Source organism: Uliginosibacterium sangjuense (assembly GCF_059132465.1).
Genome location: NZ_CP101132.1, coordinates 1966500 through 1983719 on the forward strand (window position 1 = coordinate 1966500; position 17220 = coordinate 1983719).

14 protein-coding genes are annotated in these 17220 nt (G+C 65.7%); 6 read left to right on the forward strand and 8 right to left on the reverse strand.

Going from position 1 to position 17220, the window contains the following annotated elements; genetic code table 11:
* Nucleotides 1-45 precede the first annotated feature (45 nt).
* Genes NMB43_RS09030 through NMB43_RS09050 form a run of 5 tightly spaced genes read right to left on the reverse strand, consistent with a single transcriptional unit; the run spans nucleotide 46 to nucleotide 5654 of the window.
* Nucleotides 46-636: a hypothetical protein gene (locus tag NMB43_RS09030; RefSeq protein ID WP_494351824.1), complete on the reverse strand. Its 591-nt coding sequence runs from the start codon at nucleotides 634-636 to the stop codon at nucleotides 46-48.
* The gene (locus NMB43_RS09035) at nucleotides 633-2123 is read right to left on the reverse strand and encodes a glycosyltransferase family 39 protein (RefSeq protein WP_494351825.1); all 1491 of its coding nucleotides are present in this window, start codon (nucleotides 2121-2123) and stop codon (nucleotides 633-635) included. The genes NMB43_RS09030 and NMB43_RS09035 overlap by 4 nt, the downstream gene beginning before the upstream one ends.
* Nucleotides 2120-3691 carry an ArnT family glycosyltransferase gene (locus tag NMB43_RS09040; RefSeq protein ID WP_494351826.1) on the reverse strand — a complete coding sequence of 524 codons (1572 nt, stop codon included), beginning with the start codon at nucleotides 3689-3691 and terminating at the stop codon, nucleotides 2120-2122. The genes NMB43_RS09035 and NMB43_RS09040 overlap by 4 nt, the downstream gene beginning before the upstream one ends.
* On the reverse strand, nucleotides 3688-4737 hold the full coding sequence (locus NMB43_RS09045) for a glycosyltransferase family 2 protein (RefSeq protein WP_494351827.1): 1050 nt from the start codon (nucleotides 4735-4737) through the stop codon (nucleotides 3688-3690). Before NMB43_RS09045 ends, NMB43_RS09040 begins: the two co-directional genes overlap by 4 nt.
* Complete coding sequence (locus tag NMB43_RS09050) at nucleotides 4734-5654, reverse strand: lysylphosphatidylglycerol synthase transmembrane domain-containing protein (protein ID WP_494351828.1); 921 nt, start codon at nucleotides 5652-5654, stop codon at nucleotides 4734-4736. The genes NMB43_RS09045 and NMB43_RS09050 overlap by 4 nt, the downstream gene beginning before the upstream one ends.
* A 157-nt stretch (nucleotides 5655-5811) precedes the next feature.
* On the opposite strand from NMB43_RS09050, the gene NMB43_RS09055 reads away from it, so the two are divergent.
* The 4 genes from NMB43_RS09055 to NMB43_RS09070 all read left to right on the forward strand — a co-directional run bounded on the left by NMB43_RS09055 (nucleotide 5812) and on the right by NMB43_RS09070 (nucleotide 10278).
* The gene (locus NMB43_RS09055) at nucleotides 5812-7116 is read left to right on the forward strand and encodes a threonine/serine exporter family protein (protein ID WP_494351829.1); all 1305 of its coding nucleotides are present in this window, start codon (nucleotides 5812-5814) and stop codon (nucleotides 7114-7116) included.
* A complete protein-coding gene (gene recQ, locus NMB43_RS09060; protein WP_494351830.1) occupies nucleotides 7116-8948 on the forward strand; it encodes a DNA helicase RecQ in 1833 nt (610 codons plus the stop codon). Before NMB43_RS09055 ends, recQ begins: the two co-directional genes overlap by 1 nt.
* On the forward strand, nucleotides 8945-9862 hold the full coding sequence (gene rocF, locus NMB43_RS09065) for an arginase (RefSeq protein WP_494351831.1): 918 nt from the start codon (nucleotides 8945-8947) through the stop codon (nucleotides 9860-9862). Before recQ ends, rocF begins: the two co-directional genes overlap by 4 nt.
* A gap of 212 nt (nucleotides 9863-10074) precedes the next feature.
* Nucleotides 10075-10278: a cold-shock protein gene (locus NMB43_RS09070; RefSeq protein ID WP_494351832.1), complete on the forward strand. Its 204-nt coding sequence runs from the start codon at nucleotides 10075-10077 to the stop codon at nucleotides 10276-10278.
* Nucleotides 10279-10368: 90 nt separating this feature from the next.
* Here NMB43_RS09070 and typA read toward each other — a convergent pair whose 3' ends face one another.
* A complete protein-coding gene (gene typA, locus NMB43_RS09075) occupies nucleotides 10369-12186 on the reverse strand; it encodes a translational GTPase TypA (protein ID WP_494351833.1) in 1818 nt (605 codons plus the stop codon).
* Nucleotides 12187-12304: 118 nt separating this feature from the next.
* Here typA and NMB43_RS09080 point away from each other — a divergent pair, with 118 nt between their 5' ends.
* Nucleotides 12305-13045 carry an S-methyl-5'-thioinosine phosphorylase gene (locus tag NMB43_RS09080; protein WP_494351834.1) on the forward strand — a complete coding sequence of 247 codons (741 nt, stop codon included), beginning with the start codon at nucleotides 12305-12307 and terminating at the stop codon, nucleotides 13043-13045.
* Nucleotides 13042-13575: a peptide deformylase gene (gene def, locus NMB43_RS09085; protein ID WP_494351835.1), complete on the forward strand. Its 534-nt coding sequence runs from the start codon at nucleotides 13042-13044 to the stop codon at nucleotides 13573-13575. The genes NMB43_RS09080 and def overlap by 4 nt, the downstream gene beginning before the upstream one ends.
* 62 nt (nucleotides 13576-13637) lie before the next feature.
* Here def and NMB43_RS09090 read toward each other — a convergent pair whose 3' ends face one another.
* Both NMB43_RS09090 and map read right to left on the reverse strand, forming a co-directional pair.
* Nucleotides 13638-16229, reverse strand: coding sequence for a [protein-PII] uridylyltransferase (locus tag NMB43_RS09090; protein WP_494351836.1), 2592 nt, complete (start codon nucleotides 16227-16229; stop codon nucleotides 13638-13640).
* On the reverse strand, nucleotides 16226-17047 hold the full coding sequence (gene map / locus NMB43_RS09095; protein ID WP_494351837.1) for a type I methionyl aminopeptidase: 822 nt from the start codon (nucleotides 17045-17047) through the stop codon (nucleotides 16226-16228). The genes NMB43_RS09090 and map overlap by 4 nt, the downstream gene beginning before the upstream one ends.
* Nucleotides 17048-17220 lie beyond the last annotated feature (173 nt).

Here is a 17220-nt window from a genome sequence, read left to right on the forward strand (position 1 = left end):
ACCGGCTAGGGCGGCAGGTAGGCGAGGCAGGGCGTGAAGCCCTGCTCAGCGTGTCACCCTGACCGCCTCCACCCACACCAGTTCGCAGGCGCCGGCGCCGGTGTCGTCGCGCGTCAGCGAGCTGCGCCATTGCCAGCCGTCGCCAGCCTGCACGTCCACCAGCTTGCCTTGCAGGTGCACCACCTGGCCTGGGCGGATGTCCAGCAACTGCTCGCGCACTACGTCGCTGGCCGGAATCATGTGCATGTTGGCGCTGTGCGTCTCGATCTCGCGCAGCGGGATCGGCGCATCCTCGGTGCGCCAGAAGTAGAAGCGGCCGCTTTGCGAGATGTCGATCTTGGCCAGCACCGTGCTGTCCGACATGCGGCCCCAGCCCAGGGCCAGGTCGACCGGGGACAGATCGGCCTCGCGGCCACTGCGATAGCGTTCGCGGGCCAGCACCCGCGCTTCGATGTCGAAGCGGGCGCGCGGCGTGAGTCGGTAATCGCCGACAGCAAAGGCATCGCCACCGAAGTTGCGCTGCTGCGGCGCCTCCGCTGCCAGTACGCCGGGGCCGTGCTGCACCGGCCGGGCCTGCCACTGGCTGAGTCCCCACCAGGCCAGCAGGCCGCACAGCAGCAGGCGCGGCCAGCTCATTTGTAACCCCGGAAGCCTTCGAGCAGGTGCGCCTGCAACTGGATGCTGCGTTTCTCGCTGATCGGCGCGTTGAAGCGTCCGAGCAGGCGGCTGTGCTGGAAGCGCGCGCGGATACCCGCAGCGTCATCGCGCGTCACGAGCAGGAACTGGCGCGGCGTGAGCAACTCGTCGAGCGGCTCGGTGAGCTGGTAGTGGTCCTGCGGGAATGGGTAAGGTGCCCACGCGGCATGGTCGAAGCGCAGGTCGCGCAGTTCGTAGCGCAGATGGGCCATGGTGGTGCGGTTGTCGACGAGCAGCACCGCGTGCGGGTGGGCGGCGAGCAGCGGGCGCAGTTCGCTGGCGAGCTGTGGCCAACCGCGCGCGCGCTTGAGGTAGTCCAGATTGTCCGGCACCGTGCGGTCGAACAGGGCGAAGCCCGCATGCAGGTGGTAGGCCAGCAGCATCAGTACGAGGTTGAGCCCTAGTGCCGACTTCCACCACAGGCTGCGCTGGCGCAGCAGCCACACCACGCTCAGCAAGAGCGCACCCAACAAGGCGGGCGCAGCCCAGTTGCCGTTGGCCTCCGAGCGCCAGGCCTGGGCCACCACCAGCAGCAGCAGGGGCAGGCTGAAGCACAGCAGCAACTGCATGCGCGCCTCGCGCCAGCGGCGCAGCGCCATCACGCAGCCGGCCGCGAAAGCCAGGGCAAACAGTGGGCCCAGCGAGAAGACCTGGGCCAGCAGGAATTCACCGATGTTGCCGCCCTTGTCGTTATTGCCGTCAACATGGGTGATGTCGGCCGTGTGGCGCAGCGTCGGAAAGTCGTGCGACCAGTTCCACAGGATGTTGGGCAGCAGGATCAGCAGTGCCAGCAGGGCCGCCAGCCACAGGCCGCCATGCGAGAACAGGCGCCGCCGGCGCGGGTCGATCAGCAGATAGAGCAGGGCCGAGGGCACGAAAGCGCCCATCGTGTATTTCGACATCAAGCCCAGGCCAAGGCACAGGCCCAACAGGGCCCAGTCGGTCCAGCGGTCTTCCTCGATCGCGCGCTGCAGGCAAAGCAAGCAGGCTGCCCAGCAGAACAGCAGCGGCGCGTCGGTGGACACGAACAGGCCAAGCGCCGAGACCAGCGGGATCAGCGAAAAGGCGAAGCCAGCGCGGAAGCCGGTCTGGGCGTCGAACAGGCGGCGCCCGAGCAGGAACAGCAGCCAGCTCGTGGCCGGGTAGAGCAGCAGGCCCGGCAGCTTGACGGCCAGCAGGCCGTCTCCGAACAAGGCCGTGCTGGCGGCGATCAGCCAGGCGATCACCGGTGGCTTGGAGAAGTAGCCCCAGTCCAGATCCTTGGCCCAGGTCCAGTATTGCGCCTCATCCACGTACAGGCCGATGCCCAGGCCCGGCAAGACCCACATGCGGTACAGCGTGAGCCCGGTCAGCCACAGCAGCAGTACGCCGGCCTGTGGCCAGGCCGCGGCGGAGGCGGCGGGAGACGCGGAACGCTCGTGCATCATGGCTGGCGCAGGCGGACCAGGAGCACGCCGCCCTCGCGTCGCAACACTTCCACCGGGAGATCGGGTGGCAGGCGATCGGCGCGCGTCAACGCCACTTCGCCGGGTGCGAGTTGGCGGGTTGGCGTTTCATGCTGGCGATAGACGCTGAAGCTGGGGGCGTGGAAATTCCACAGGATGAATTGATTGGGCGCGACGCCCTGCATCTCGCGCGCGGCCAGTCCGCTGCGCTTGACCGGGCCTTGCAGCAGTTCGCCGAACAGGGGCATCACCGCCAGTGCCAGCAGCGGCACCATGACCCAGGCCGCCAGCGCCATGCGGCCGGCGGCAGTGGCGCCGCCACGCACCAGCAGCAGCGCGAGCGTGATCGCCAGCGCCGCACCCAGTACCACGTAGTAGCTGGTCAGCGACAACTCGCTCAGGCGGGCGAACTGCAGGCGATAGTAAGCGTCGCCAATCGCGCCGTTTGCCAGTGCCTGCGCCAGCAGTGAGGGCAGGGCCAGGCACAGGACCAACAGTGCCAGCAGGGGCAGGGCGCCGAGCCAGCGGTTGCGGATCGCATCGGCATGCAGGGCGATCAGCAGGAACAGTGGTGTGCAGCCATACAGCGCGTAGTGCGGCAGTTTGGTGCCGGACAGCGAGAAGAACACCGTCACGAAGCCGCACCACAGCCACAGGAAACGGCGTTCCGGCTGGCGCCAGTCGCCAGGCAGGCGGCGCAACGAGGCAAGCAGCCAGGACAGCCAGGGCAGCAGCAGCAGCGGAATGACGTAGAAGTAATAGCCCAGGCTGCCGGAGTGGCCCTCCAGCGTGCCCGAGAAGCGCTGCACGTTGTGCTTGAGGATGAAGCCGTCGATGAAGGCCTGGCCATGGATGGCCAGCGCGGTGGCATACCAGGGCACGGTGACGGCCAGCAGGATCAGCCAGCCGGCAGGGTCGAAGCTGGCGCGCAACCAGTCGCGCAAGCGTCCGGCCGACAGGCAGTACAGCAAGGTGGTGGCGGCCGGCACCAGCAGGGCGACCGGGCCCTTGGTCAGCACGCCCAGGCCGATCCACAGGTAGCTGCGCAGCAAGGCGCCACGGCTGCGATTTTCCAGGTGTCGCCAGGCGTCGAACAAGGCCAGCGCCAGCAACATGTTGAGCAGCGCGTCGGCGATGGCTGCGCGGCCGATGACCTGCACGCCAACACAGGTCGCGGCAACCACGCAGGCCAGCCAGGCGGCACGGCGACCGGCCAGCTCGAAGGCAAACAAGGCCACGGCCTGGCACCAGAAGGCCCCGGCGATCGCCGAGGGCAGGCGGAAGGCCCACTCGTTGGGGCCCAGCAGCCACACGAACAAGGCCTGGCACCAGTAGATCAGGATCGGCTTGTCGAAGCGCGGGGCGCCATTGAGCCAGGTCGACAGGAAGTCGTGGCGGTCGAACATCTCGCGCGTGGCTTCCGAGAACGCGCCTTCGTCCACATCGAACAGCGGCACGCCGCCCAGGTTCAGCAGCAGGGCGGCGAAGGGCAGCAGGAACAGCAGCCAGCGCGTGCGGCTGTCCGGTGAACCGGGGTGACTCAGACTCATTGCGCGCGCTGCCAGGCGTCCTGGTCACCCGGGCTGTCGGGGTCGCGCACCTGGTACAGGTTGGCGTTGCCGGCCTCGAAGTAGATCCGCGCCAGGGTCTCGGCCAGTACGCCGGTGACCACGAACTGTACGCCGGCGATCAAGGTGAAGAAGCCCGCCAGCAGCAGGGGGCGGGTGCCGATCGGATTGCCCATGACGAACTTGTCGAAGGCCAGCCAGGCGAGGATCAGGCTGCCCAGCGCGCCCAGGCCCAGGCCCAGGCCTCCGAAGAAATGGCCGGGGCGGGTGCGGAAGCGCATGAAGAAGTAGACGAAGATCAGGTCGAGGATCACGCGGAAGGTGCGCGAGATGCCGTACTTGGATTCGCCGAACTGGCGCGCGTGGTGCGCCACCACTTCCTCAGAGATGCGGCGCGGCGTGGTGACGGTGGCCATCCAGGCCGGGATGAAACGGTGCATCTCGCCATACAGGCGCACGCTCTTGATCACGCTGGCGCGATAGACCTTGAGGCTGCAGCCGTAGTCGTTGAGCTTGACGCCGGTGATGCGGGCGATCAGGCGGTTGGCGATGCGCGACGGGATCTTGCGCAGCACCATGCCGTCCTTGCGGTTCTTGCGCCAGCCGGCCACCAGATCCAGCTTCTCGCGCAGCAGGCGCGCCACCATGCGCGGGATGTCGACCGGGTCGTTCTGCAGGTCGCCGTCCAGGGTGGCGATCACGTCGCCGCGCGCGGCATCCACGCCGGCCTGCATGGCCGCGGTCTGCTTGAAGTTGCGCATCAACTCCACTATTCGCACATGCGGACCGTATTGCGCGGCGGCGGCGTTGAGTGCGTCCACCGTGCTATCGGTGCTGCCGTCATCGACGATGATCAGCTCCCACGGCCACGGGTAGTGGGCCAGGCCCTCATGCACGCGCGCCACCATCGGCGCCACGCTCTCGGCCTCGTTGTACATCGGCACCACGACCGACAGGCGGTGCGGGGGCAGGGTCTCCAGGGCAAGCTCGGGTTGCGGCTGGACGGGCGGCAGCAAGGAAGTGCTCATGTCGTTTCTTCTTCAGTCGATTGGGTGGGCCGCAGCGGCAGCAGCAGGGCCAGTCCGCCGGCCGCCAGGGCGCAGCAGATCACAAACAGGTGGAGCGCCAGCGCGGCCTGCAGGCCATCGGCCAGCATTATGCCGTGAGACAGCATCAGGGCTGCGCCGCCGGCTTCGTAGGTGCCGAATCCCGCCACGCCCTGGATCGGCAGGATCGCCGCCAACTCCACGCCCAGGGCGCCGGCCAGGCCGGTGGCCAGTCCGCCAGCCAGCAAAGCTGCCAGCAACCAGGCCTGGGCCCCCAGCTTCAGCGACCAGTTGGCCAGCGTCCACAGCCAACTGCGACCGCTGCCGCGGGTGGATTCGGCGAGGGCGGCGCGCAACTTGATCGCCAGGCGCTGCAGGCGGCCATGGCTGTCGAGCAGCTCCGGATGACGGCGCGCCCAGGCCGGGATCGCCCATGCCGCCACCGCCACCGCGGCGATCCACAGCGCGCGCAGCCAGGCCGGCACGCCGGGCCACACCAGCGCGGCCAAGGCTAGCACCACGAAGGCATCCTGGATGCGCAGCCACAGCAGGGTGGCGATGGCCCGCGAGGTATCCACGCCGAACCAGCGGTTCAGCAGGAGGGGGAAGGCGGCCTCGCCGCTGCGGAAGGGCAGGATGTTGATCGAGGCATTGTGGATCAGGGTCAGGCGCAGCACGCCAGCATACGGGATGGCGTGGCTGTGGCGGAACTCGTCGAAGATGCGTCCGGCGCGCAGCAGATAGGTCAGCGCGAAGGCCCCCAGGGCGACGGCGAGCTGCCAGCTTGCGATGCTGGTCAGGCGTTCGCCCACGCCTTGCCAATGCGCGCCCTGGACGAACCAGGCCAGCAAGGCGGCGGTCAGCAGCAGGCCCAGAAGGCGCGTGAGCCAGGTTTTCATGCGACGGGGAGGGCACACACCGGAGGCGGGAGAGGGCGCGAAGTTTAGCACCCCCGTATCATTCGCTCCGGGCTGCGCTCAACTTGATCATGCTGCATTGCCGCGCAGGCAGGCTTATGGTCTGATCCCGCCCTGTATTTCGTCATTCTCCGATCCCATGTCGCTTTCCGATTCACCCCCTCCTGCCCACGCCGAAACCTCCAGCGAGGGCATGCTGTTCCTGCGCCGCGCGGCGCGCTTGCTGCTCGAATACAACATGCGCACCGAACTGTTGCGCAGCCGCCTGCTGGCGGTGTCGCAGACCCTGGGCCTGCACTGCCAGGTATGGGTCGGCTACCGCTCGGTCACGCTTTATTCGCCCCATGGCGAGTATGCGCATGCGCAAGCGCCGGAGTTCCGCATCAACGTGTCGGTGAGCATCGCCGTCAATCGCGTCATCGACGAGCTGTGCGCCGGGCGCATGAACCTGCGCGAGGCGATCCAGGCGCTCGACCATGTGGAGCGCACTGCGCCGCGTCACAACCGCTGGTTGCTCGCGCTGATCTTCGGCGCCGGCGCCGGTGCCCTGGCCTGGTTGCTGGCGGGCGACGCGGCGGCGATCGCCATTGTCGCGCTGGCCTCGGCCCTGGGGCTGCTGGCGCGCCAGGAACTGGCCAAGCGCCATGTGCTGCTGTTCGCCCTGCCATTCACGGCCGCGCTGATCGGCTCTCTGCTGGGCGGTACGCTGATCACCCTGGGGGGGACCTCGACGCCCGGTATCTGCCTGATCGTGCCAGCCTTGATGCTGGTGCCGGGCCCGCATCTCATCAACGGGCTCTACGACGTGATCGAGAACAACATGCAGACCGGCATCCCGCGCTTCGGGCTGGCGGTGGGCATCCTGGTTGCGGCTGCCATGGGCATCTTCCTCGGCGGCTGGATCACCCTCGGCATGACCACCGTGCCACCGCACCAGGGCGCGCCGGCTGACATTTCGCTGTGGCTCGACGTGCTGCTGGCCGGGGTGGCCGCGTGCAGCTTCGGCGCCTTCTACAACGCGCCGTGGCGCGTGCTGTGGGCGTCCATCCTGTGCGGCATGGTCGGTCACGGCATCCGCTACCTGTGCCTGCACAATGGCATCTCGCTGGAGGTTTCCACGCTGTTTGCCTGCCTGGCCATCGGCGTCATCGCGAGCTTCGCGGTGGAGCGCCTGCGCGCCCCCTTCGCCACCATCGCCTTTGCCGGTGCGGTGCCCATGATGCCCGGCGTGCTGATGTTCCAGGGCATCGCGGGCGCCATGCAGATCTCCTTTGCTGGTCAGGGCGCGGCGCTGCCCTTGCTGGCCGAGACCCTGGCCAACCTGTTCAAGGCGGGCTTCGTGGTCGGCGCGATGGGCATGGGCCTGCTGATCGGCAGCCGCGTGGTCGAGTGGGGCATGAGCCTGCGCCATCACTCCCTGCTGAATTCGCCGTACCACAATTGATGGAAGAAGCCCTGCACGATCCGGCGCTGCACACGCTGCGCCACACTTTTGGTTTTCCGGCTTTCCGCGGCGAGCAGGCGGCCATCGTCGAGCACGTCAGCGGCGGTGGCGATGCCCTGGTGCTGATGCCCACCGGCGGCGGCAAATCGCTGTGCTACCAGATCCCCGCCTTGCTGCGCGAGGGCTGCGGCGTCGTCGTGTCACCCCTCATCGCGCTGATGCAGGATCAGGTGCAGGCCCTGCGCCAACTGGGCGTGCGCGCGGCCTACCTGAACTCGACCCTGGATGCCGAGGCCGCGCAGGACATCGAAGCCCAGATGCAGCGCGGCGAATTGGACCTGCTCTATGTCGCCCCTGAGCGCCTGCTGACCGGCCGCTTCCAGAACCTGCTGGGGCGTAGCCGCATCGGCCTGTTCGCGATCGACGAGGCGCATTGCGTGTCGCAATGGGGGCACGATTTCCGCCCCGAATACATCCAGCTCTCCATCCTGCATGAGCGCTTCCCGCAAGTGCCACGCATCGCGCTGACCGCGACCGCCGACGGCGCCACGCGACAGGAGATCATCGAGCGCCTGGCCCTGCACGAAGCACGCGTCTTCCTGTCCAGCTTCGACCGGCCGAACATCCGCTACACCGTGGTGGAGAAGGACAATCCGCGCAAGCAACTGCTGCGTTTCATCCGCAACAGCCATGACGGCGAGTCCGGCATCGTCTATTGCCTGTCGCGCAAGAAGGTCGAAGAGACGGCCAACTGGCTGCGCGGCGAAGGCATCCGCGCGCTGCACTATCACGCCGGCCTCGACCCGGCCACGCGCGAGACGCACCAGACCCAGTTCGTGCGCGGCGATGGCATCGTCATGGTGGCGACCATCGCGTTCGGCATGGGCATCGACAAGCCCGACGTGCGCTTCGTCGCCCACCTCGACCTGCCCAAATCGCTGGAAGCTTATTACCAGGAGACCGGTCGCGCTGGCCGCGACGGCCTGCCGTCGAATGCCTGGATGGCCTACGGCCTGCAAGACCTTGTCCTGCAGCGCGAGATGATCGAGCAGTCGCAGGCGCCGGACGAGGTCAAGCGTCTCGAACGCCAGCGCCTGGAGTCCCTGCTCGGCTATTGCGAGGCACCGGCCTGCCGCCGCCAGGTCTTGCTCCGCTACTTCGGCGAAGGCTCCGAACCCTGCGGCAACTGCGACATGTGCCTCACCCCGCCGCAGACCTGGGATGCCTCGGTTGCCGCACAGCAGGCCTTGTCCACGATCTATCGCAGCGGGCAGCGCTACGGTGCCGGGCACCTGATCGACATCCTGGTCGGCCGCGAGACGCCCAAGGTCACGGAGCGCGGACACCAGCATCTATCCACCTTCGGCATCGGCAAGAATGTGTCGGATGTGCAATGGAGCTCGCTGCTGCGCCAGATGGCCGCGCAAGGCCTGATCGGCGTGAACGAGCATGGCGGCCTCGTGCTGCAGGAGGCCTGCCGTCAAGTGCTGCGTGGCGAAGCCAGCTTCGTCGCCCGCAAGGTGCGCGAGGCAGCGCCCAGCGCGGCTACCAGCGTGCGCCGCGAGATCGAGTTCGAGTCCGACGAAGCGCGCAGCCTGTGGGCCGCGCTGCGCCAGTGCCGCCGTCGCCTCGCGGAAGAACAGAACGTGCCGGCCTACGTGATCTTCGGCGACACCACGCTCAAGCAGATGCTGGAGAAGAGGCCGCAGAGCCTGGACGCGATGTACGAACTGTCGGGCGTCGGCGACCGCAAGCTGGCGGCTTATGGCCAGGCATTTCTCGAAGTGCTGCAGGATCATGCACAACGCTACGGACTGGAGGGGTCTGAATGAACAAGCTATCGCTGATCGGCGTACCGACCGACATCGGTGCTGGCGCGCGCGGCGCCTCGATGGGGCCGGAAGCCTTGCGCGTGGCCGACATCGGTCCCGTCCTCACGCGCCAGGGGCTGGACGTGCTGGATCGCGGCAATCTCGCCGGTCCGGCCAATCCGTGGTTGCCGCCGGAGCAGGGCTATCGACACCTGGCCGAGGTGGTGGCGTGGAACCGCGCGGTGCACGACGCGGTGCTGGCGGAGCTGGCGGCGGGGCGCCTCCCCATCATGCTGGGCGGTGATCATTCGCTCGCGGTGGGTTCGATCTCCGCCGTCGCGCGCCACTGCCGGCGCGTTGGCAAGAAGCTGCGCGTGCTGTGGCTGGATGCCCATGCCGACTTCAACACCGCCACCATCACGCCCAGCGGCAATGTGCATGGCATGCCCGTGGCCTGCCTGTGCGGGCATGGCCCGGACGCCTTGATCGGGCTGTCCGACCAGGTGCCCGCCCTGGCCGTCGATGACATCCGCCAGATCGGTATCCGCAGCGTGGATGCCGAGGAGAAGCGCTTCGTGCACCAGGCCGATCTCGATGTGTTCGACATGCGCTTCATCGACGAGATGGGCATGCGCCACACCATGGAGCAGGCCTTGCTGGGCGTCGATCAGGACACCCACCTGCATGTGAGCTTCGACGTCGACTTTCTCGACCCCGAGATTGCGCCCGGTGTAGGCACCACCGTGCCCGGGGGACCGACCTACCGCGAGGCCCAGCTATGCATGGAGATGATCGCGGATACCGGCGCCCTGGCCTCGCTTGATATCGTGGAACTCAACCCGGCGCTGGACCTGCGCAACCGCACGGCCGAACTGGCGGTCGATCTGGTCGAAAGCCTGTTCGGCAAATCCACGCTGATGCGCAAACCGGGCTGAGTGACCTGCCATACGAGCACCTGCCCTTTTGTCTGTGCTTGCCAAGTGGTGGACGTTGAGACATAGTGCGGGCCAACGATTTTCAAGCTGCGAAGTTGGTCTGTCTTGCTCGCAGCGTTGCGTGATGCGACGTGCCGGTTTGTCACCGCTCCACTTGATCTTCGTCCTGGGCTTCGGCCTTGTTATCTGTTTTTGTTAAGGACACATCAATCATGGCAACTGGCATCGTCAAGTGGTTCAACGACGCAAAGGGTTTCGGTTTCATCAAGCCGGATGACGGCGGCGAAGACCTGTTCGCGCACTTCTCCGCGATCACGGGCTCCGGCTTCAAGTCGTTGGCCGAAAACCAGCGTGTGAGCTTCGACGTTGTGCAAGGCCCTAAGGGCAAGCAAGCCTCGAACATCCGTCCCGAATAAGGCGGATTGGTCAGCGGGCCATAAGCCCGCGCAGCCAACAAAAAAGCCCGGCATCGCCGGGCTTTTTTGTTGCTCTCGGGAGAGTCTCGCTCAGACCTCGTCGGCGCGTGCCGCGCGCTTGCGCTCGTGTTCCTTCAGGAAGCGCTTGCGCAGGCGGATGTTCTGCGGGGTGATCTCGACCAGTTCGTCATCAGCGATGAACTCGATGGCGGACTCCAGGGTGAGCTGGATCGGCGGCGTCAGGGCCACTGCTTCGTCCTTGCCCGAGGCGCGCACGTTGGTGAGCTGCTTACCCTTGATCGGGTTCACCACGAGGTCGTTGTCGCGCGTGTGGATGCCGATGATCATGCCCTCGTACAGCTTGTCGCCGGGCGACACGAACATGCGGCCGCGATCCTGCAGGTTCCACAGCGCATAGGCGACGGCATCCCCATCGTTCTGCGAGATCAGCACGCCGTTGCGACGCTCGGCCATGCCGCCGGCCATGGGGCCGTAGTCGTCGAACACGTGGCTGGCGAGACCGGTGCCGCGCGTCAGCGTGAGGAACTCACCCTGGAAGCCGATCAGACCGCGCGCCGGGATGCGGTATTCCAGGCGTACGCGACCCTTGCCATCCGGCTGCATGTCCTGCAGTTCACCACGGCGACGGCCCAGTTCTTCCATGACGCCGCCCTGGTGGTTCTCTTCCACGTCGACGGTCAGCATTTCATACGGCTCGCACTTTTCGCCGTTGATTTCCTTGAACACCACGCGCGGGCGGCCGACGGCCAGTTCGTAGCCTTCGCGGCGCATGTTTTCCAGCAGGATGGTCAGGTGCAGCTCACCGCGCCCGGACACCTCGAACACATCGGAGTCGCTGGTGTAATTCACGCGCAGCGCGACGTTCTTGAGCAGTTCCTTTTCCAGGCGCTCGCGGATCTGGCGGCTGGTCACGAACTTGCCTTCGCGGCCGGCCAGCGGCGAGGAGTTCACCAGGAAGTTCATGGTCAGCGTGGGCTCATCCACGGCGATCGGCGGCATCGGATCCAGGTTCTCCGGATCGCAGATGGTCACGCCGATACCGACCTGGTCGATACCGCTGACCAGGATGATGTCGCCAGCCTCGGCACTTTCGGCCGGCGCGCGCTCCAGGCCGGTGAAGGTCAGCACCTGCGAGACCTTGGCCTTGCCGCGGTTCTCGTCGCCGTACATGACCACCACTTCCTGGTTCGGGCGGATGCGGCCGCGCTTGATGCGGCCGATGCCCAACTGGCCGATGTAGGTCGAGTAATCCAGAGAGCAGATCTGCACCTGCAGCGGGCCCTCGGCATCAACCTCGGGTTGCGGGACATGCGTGAGGATCGCCTCGAACAGGGGCTTCATGTCGGTGCCGGGCTGGCTCGCGTCGAGCATGGCGAAGCCGTTCAGGGCCGAGGCGTAGACGACCGGGAAGTCCAGTTGCTCCTCGGTGGCGCCCAGCTTGTCGAAGAGGTCGAAGGTCTGGTTGATGACCCAGTCAGGGCGCGCGCCCGGACGGTCGATCTTGTTGATCACGACGATGGGCTTGAGGCCCATGCCCAGCGCCTTGCGCGTGACGAAGCGCGTCTGCGGCATCGGGCCCTCGACGGCGTCAACCAGCAGCAGCACCGAGTCGACCATCGACAGCACGCGCTCCACCTCACCGCCGAAGTCGGCGTGCCCCGGGGTGTCGACGATATTGATGTGGGTTTCGCCGTACTGGATCGCGCAATTCTTGGCCAGGATCGTGATGCCGCGCTCTTTTTCCAGATCGTTGCTGTCCATCACGCGCTCGGCCACCTGCTGGTGGGCGGCGAAGGTGCCGGATTGGCGAAGAAGCTGGTCGACCAGCGTGGTCTTGCCATGATCGACGTGGGCGATGATGGCGATGTTGCGGATGGCGCGGCTCATGGCGGGGAGGGCTCTAAATGTTTGAAAAAGCCGACTATTCTAGCATGTTGCACCGTATCAGCCGAGGTCGTTTTGTGGCGTGCTACCATCGAAAACCAACCTACAACGGATTCTGGCAATGCTTGCAATCATCGGCGGCAGCGGACTGTCGCAGCTCTCGAATCTTGATATAGAACGACGCGAAGTCGTGCGCACCCCCTATGGCGAGCCTTCGGGAGCCTTGTTGTTCGGGCGTGTGTGCGACCAGGAGGCGGTGTTTCTCGCACGTCATGGTTACGGCCATACGATCCCCCCCCACCAGGTGAACTACCGCGCCAACATCTGGGCGCTCAAGCATGCCGGGGCCGAGGCGATCGTGTCGGTGGCCTCGGTGGGCGGCATCCGTGCCGACCTGGGGCCGGGCGTGATCGTGGTGCCACACCAGATCCTGGACTACACCTGGGGTCGCAAGGCGACCTACTTCGACGGCAGTGATTCTGCTGTCGTGCACGTCGATTTCACTGAACCCTACGCGCAGTCCTTGCGTGCACGCCTGCTGGGCGCTGCCAAGGCTGCGGGCGAAGCTGTAGTCGATGGGGCGGTCTATGCCGCCACCCAGGGCCCACGCCTGGAGTCGGCCGCCGAGATCAACCGGCTGGAGCGCGACGGTGCCGATGTGGTCGGCATGACTGGCATGCCCGAAGCGGTGCTGGCGCGCGAGCTGGAGCTGCCATACGCGGCCATCAACGTGGTGGCCAACCATGCGGCCGGGCGCGCCAGTAGCAGCCAAGGCATCCAGATGCAGGACATCGAGCAAACCCTGCAGCGCGCGATGCACCGCGTCCATAACATCCTGCAGCATGTGTGCAAGGTCGCATGATCCGCACCCTGTTGAAAATGGGGGATGCGCGTCTCTTGCGACGCGCGCGAGAGGTTGAGACCTTCGATACCCCCGAGTTGCATGCACTGGTGCAGGACATGTTCGACACCATGCATGCGGCGGGCGGGGTGGGTTTGGCCGCGCCGCAGATCGGCGTAGACCTGCGCGTGGTGATCTTCGGCTTCGAGCAGAGCGAACGCTACCCGGATGCGCCGGCCGTGCCGCGCACCATCCTCGTCAATCCCCTCATCGAGATGCTGACCGAGGAGCTGGAGGAGGGGTGGGAGGGCTGCCTGTCGGTCCCCGGAATGCGTGGCGAAGTGGCGCGTTACACCCGTCTGCGCTATCGCGGCTTCACTCCCGAGGGCGCCCCCATTGATCGCATCGCCGAGGGCTTCCATGCGCGCGTGGTGCAGCACGAGTGCGATCACCTTGACGGCATCCTCTACCCGATGCGCATCCGCGACCTGCGTCGCTTCGGTTTTACCGAGGTCTTGTTTCCCGAACTGGCCGGCCAGCCGGACGATTGAGGGGAAGTTCAAAAAAAGAAAGCCGGCGCAGGGCGCCGGCTTTTTCATGCGCGGCAAGTGGCTCAGACGCGCAGCCGCTCGATCAAGTCCGATTCAAGTTGCACCGTCTTCGCACTGTGGTCGAGGTTGTGACTGCTGACGAGGAAGATGTCCTCGGCTCGCTCGCCCAGGGTCACGATCTTGGCGCCCTGCACATTGATGCCATGTTCGGCCAGCGTGCTGGCGACCGTGAAGAGCAGGCCAGGACGGTCAGCAGCGACGATGGAGAGGATGAAATGCTGGCCGCGCTCATCAGGTTGCAGCGTCACCGCCGGCGTGATCGGGAAGTGTTTCAGTTGGCGTGAGATGCGCCCACCTATTGGCTTGTCGATAGGCCCCTGCTGGCGAAGCCTTTCGGTCAGTTCATGCTCGATCAGTGCGATGACGTCGCGGTAGTGGCCTTCCTCTTCACTTGGGTCGAGCAGAACGAAGGTGTCCAGCGCGTAGCCGTGCAGGGTGGTGTGGATGCGCGCATCCATGATGTTGTAGCCCATGCGGCTGAAGAAACCGCAAAGGCGCGCAAACAGATCCTTCTGGTCGCGCGTGTAGATCATCACCTGCAGCCCCTTCTCGACCGGGCTGGTGCGCGCTTTGACCACCGGCTCTTCGCTGTCAGGGCGGTAGTAGAGCATGCGCGTGTGCCACACCACTTCCTCGGTGTTGTTGCGCAGGAAGTAGACGGTGTCCAAATTTTTCCAGAGGGCTTTCTCGATGCCTTCCTGCAAGCCGAAGAAGCGCAGGCGTTCGCGTGCCTGCTGGCGGCGCTCTTCCACCCCCTGCGCCTGCTCCGGCGTGTCGCCGCGCAGCAGCTTGCGAGTGATCAGGAAGAGGTCTTCCAGTAACTTGGCCTTCCAGCCGTTCCACACCTTGGGGCTGGTGCCCCGAATGTCTGAGTGGGTCAGCAGGTAAAGCGCGGTCAGGCGACGCTCGTTCTTCACCAGCGCGGCAAAACTGTGAATGACGTCCGGGTCGGTCAGGTCCTGGCGTTGCGCGACCTGCGACATGGTGAGATGGTGTTCGACCAGCCACACGACGAGGTTGGTATCTTCCTTGGAGAGGCCGTGGTCGCGGCAGAAGCGACGTGCATCGGCCATGCCCAGCTTGGAGTGGTCTCCACCGCGCCCCTTTGCGATGTCATGGAACAGCGCCGCGACATAGAGCAGCCAGGGGCGCTCGAAGCCGGTGAACAACTGCGTCATCAGGGGATATTCGTGCGCATGTTGTTCCAGCGCGAAGCGTCGCACGTTGCGCAGCACCTGCAGGATGTGCTGATCCACCGTGTAGACATGGAACAGGTCGTGCTGCATCTGGCCTACGATGCGTCCGAAGGCCGGTATGTAGCGCCCCAGTATCTCGTACTGGTTCATGCGCCGGAACTCGTGTGTGTGGCCGTGCGGTTCCTTCAGGATGTCGAGGAACAGCATGCGGTTTTCCGGCTTGCGGCGGAAGTCTGCATCGATCAGATGGCGCGCACGCCACAGGGCGCGCAGGGTCCGCGCACTCATGCCCTTGAGTTCCGGATTGCGCTGCATCAGCAGGAAGCACTCGAGCAGGGCACCTGGTTCGCGTTCAAAGACCTGCTCGTCGACGATGTCCAGCAACTCGCTGTTGGCCTGGAATCGTGCATTGATGGCGCGCGTCTGCGACAAGGCGAGTGGGCGGTAGCGTACCGCCAGGTTCTGCAGCACCAGGGTATTGAGCTGGGTCACCTGCTTGGCGATGCGGTAGTAGCGCTGCATCATGACCTCGGACGCGCGCTTGGCTTTGGTCGCACCGACGCCAAAGGCGCGTGCCAGTGCTTCCTGTACATCGAAGATCAGGCGGTCTTCGCGCCGTCCTGTGATGTGGTGCAGACAGATGCGCACATGCTGCATGAAGCGCTCCACGCTGCGCAGTTCGCGCGCGCCTTCGGGCGTGATCAACCCGTTCTTCGCCATGTCGCCCCAGCGCGTGCCCAGGCCGGCGGCCAGCGAGACCCACACGATGTTCTGCAGGTCGCGCAACCCACCGGGGCTCTCCTTGCAGTTGGGTTCCAGTGCGTAGGGGGTGTGGTTGAAGCGGTTGTAGCGCTGCTCCTGCTCTGCGCACTTGGCGTGGAAGAAGGCCTCGGGGTCGAAGCTCACTGCCAGTTGCTGGCAGAAGCGACGGTACAGCGCGAGACTGCCGGTCAGGCGACGTGACTCCAGCAGATTGGTCTGGATGGTGACGTCTTGCTTGGCTTCGCTGAGGCATTCCTCGAGGGTGCGCACGCTGTGACCGATGTCCAGACCGAGATCCCACAGGTGACCGATGAAGCGCTCGATCTTCTGTTGCAGCGGGAGTCCGGCTTCTTCGGCCAGCAGGACCAGGATGTCTACGTCTGAGCAGGGATACAGTTCGCCACGGCCATAGCCGCCAACCGCAACCAAGGTGGCGGATTCAGGTAGGCCGCTGCGCCGCCACAGTTCGATCAAGGCGGCGTCCACGTTGCGTGCCCGGCCACGCAGCAGGTGGGCCGGGTTGGCGCGCGCTTCGTACTCGCCGCGCAGGCGTGCCTGTCCTTCAACCAGCTTGCTGCGCAGGGCTTCCAGGTCGCCGCGGGCGACCGGCGGGACCGTCGCTTCGTCGATGATCATGCGCCTGCCTGGGTTCCCCGGATGAAGGCCGGGAGGGCCGGCATGCGGGGCGACACTGTCAGTACTTCGTAGCCGTCCGCCGTCACCAGTACCGTGTGCTCCCATTGGGCGGACAGTGAGCGGTCGCGGGTGACGATCGTCCAGCCATCCGGCAACTCGGAAATGGCCGCCTTGCCCGCATTGATCATCGGCTCGATGGTGAAGATCATGCCTTCGCGCAGGGTCATGCCGGTACCCGGGCGACCATAATGGACCACCTGCGGCTCCTCGTGGAACTTGGCGCCGATGCCGTGGCCGCAGAACTCCCGTACCACCGAGAAGCCATTGCCCTCGGCATGCTTCTGGATCACCGCGCCGATGTCACCGAGCTGGGCGCCAGGCCTGACCTGGGCAATGCCCAGCCACATGCACTCGTAAGTGATTTGGCACAGACGCTTGGCCTGGATGCTGGCCTCGCCGCCGACGATGAACATACGACTGGTGTCGCCGTGGTAGCCGTCCTTGATGACCGTGATGTCGATGTTCACGATGTCGCCGCGCTTGAGCGGTTTGGGCCCGGGAATGCCGTGACACACCTGGTGATTCACTGAGGTGCAAATGGCCTTGGGGTAGGGCGTGTAGCCGGGCGGCGTGTAATTGAGCGGAGCCGGGATCGTGCCTTGCTCCTTGACCATGTATTCGTGACACAGGCGGTCCAGCTCTTCGGTGGTGATGCCAGGCTGTACGTGGGGTTCGATGAAATCCAGGACTTCTGCGGCCAGACGGCCGGCGACCCGCATCTTCTCGATTTCTGCCGGGGATTTGATGACGACGCTCATGGTGAGCAGGGGACCTTCCAGAAACAAACGCCCAAGACTAGCCCACTCATGGGCTCAGGGCAACGCGTGGCGCGAATTTCGCCGGTTTGCGGCTTGAGCCGGCCTGTCGTTTGCTGCTAGAATTGCGGGCTAAGCCGGGTCGGCATTCGATCTGGCTAATTCGCACGCTCGCG

Bases quoted from the DNA above. Each gene is read 5' to 3' on its own strand.
- typA (WP_494351833.1), bottom strand. From the start codon at position 12,186: ATGAGCCGCGCCATCCGCAACATCGCCATCATCGCCCACGTCGATCAT.
- NMB43_RS09045 (WP_494351827.1), bottom strand. From the start codon at position 4,737: ATGAGCACTTCCTTGCTGCCGCCCGTCCAGCCGCAACCCGAGCTTGCC.
- map (WP_494351837.1), bottom strand. From the start codon at position 17,047: ATGAGCGTCGTCATCAAATCCCCGGCAGAAATCGAGAAGATGCGGGTC.
- NMB43_RS09040 (WP_494351826.1), bottom strand. From the start codon at position 3,691: ATGAGTCTGAGTCACCCCGGTTCACCGGACAGCCGCACGCGCTGGCTG.
- NMB43_RS09055 (WP_494351829.1), top strand. From the start codon at position 5,812: ATGTCGCTTTCCGATTCACCCCCTCCTGCCCACGCCGAAACCTCCAGC.
- def (WP_494351835.1), top strand. From the start codon at position 13,042: ATGATCCGCACCCTGTTGAAAATGGGGGATGCGCGTCTCTTGCGACGC.
- NMB43_RS09035 (WP_494351825.1), bottom strand. From the start codon at position 2,123: ATGATGCACGAGCGTTCCGCGTCTCCCGCCGCCTCCGCCGCGGCCTGG.
- NMB43_RS09050 (WP_494351828.1), bottom strand. From the start codon at position 5,654: ATGAAAACCTGGCTCACGCGCCTTCTGGGCCTGCTGCTGACCGCCGCC.
- recQ (WP_494351830.1), top strand. From the start codon at position 7,116: ATGGAAGAAGCCCTGCACGATCCGGCGCTGCACACGCTGCGCCACACT.
- NMB43_RS09080 (WP_494351834.1), top strand. From the start codon at position 12,305: ATGCTTGCAATCATCGGCGGCAGCGGACTGTCGCAGCTCTCGAATCTT.
- NMB43_RS09030 (WP_494351824.1), bottom strand. From the start codon at position 636: ATGAGCTGGCCGCGCCTGCTGCTGTGCGGCCTGCTGGCCTGGTGGGGA.
- NMB43_RS09090 (WP_494351836.1), bottom strand. From the start codon at position 16,229: ATGATCATCGACGAAGCGACGGTCCCGCCGGTCGCCCGCGGCGACCTG.
- NMB43_RS09070 (WP_494351832.1), top strand. From the start codon at position 10,075: ATGGCAACTGGCATCGTCAAGTGGTTCAACGACGCAAAGGGTTTCGGT.
- rocF (WP_494351831.1), top strand. From the start codon at position 8,945: ATGAACAAGCTATCGCTGATCGGCGTACCGACCGACATCGGTGCTGGC.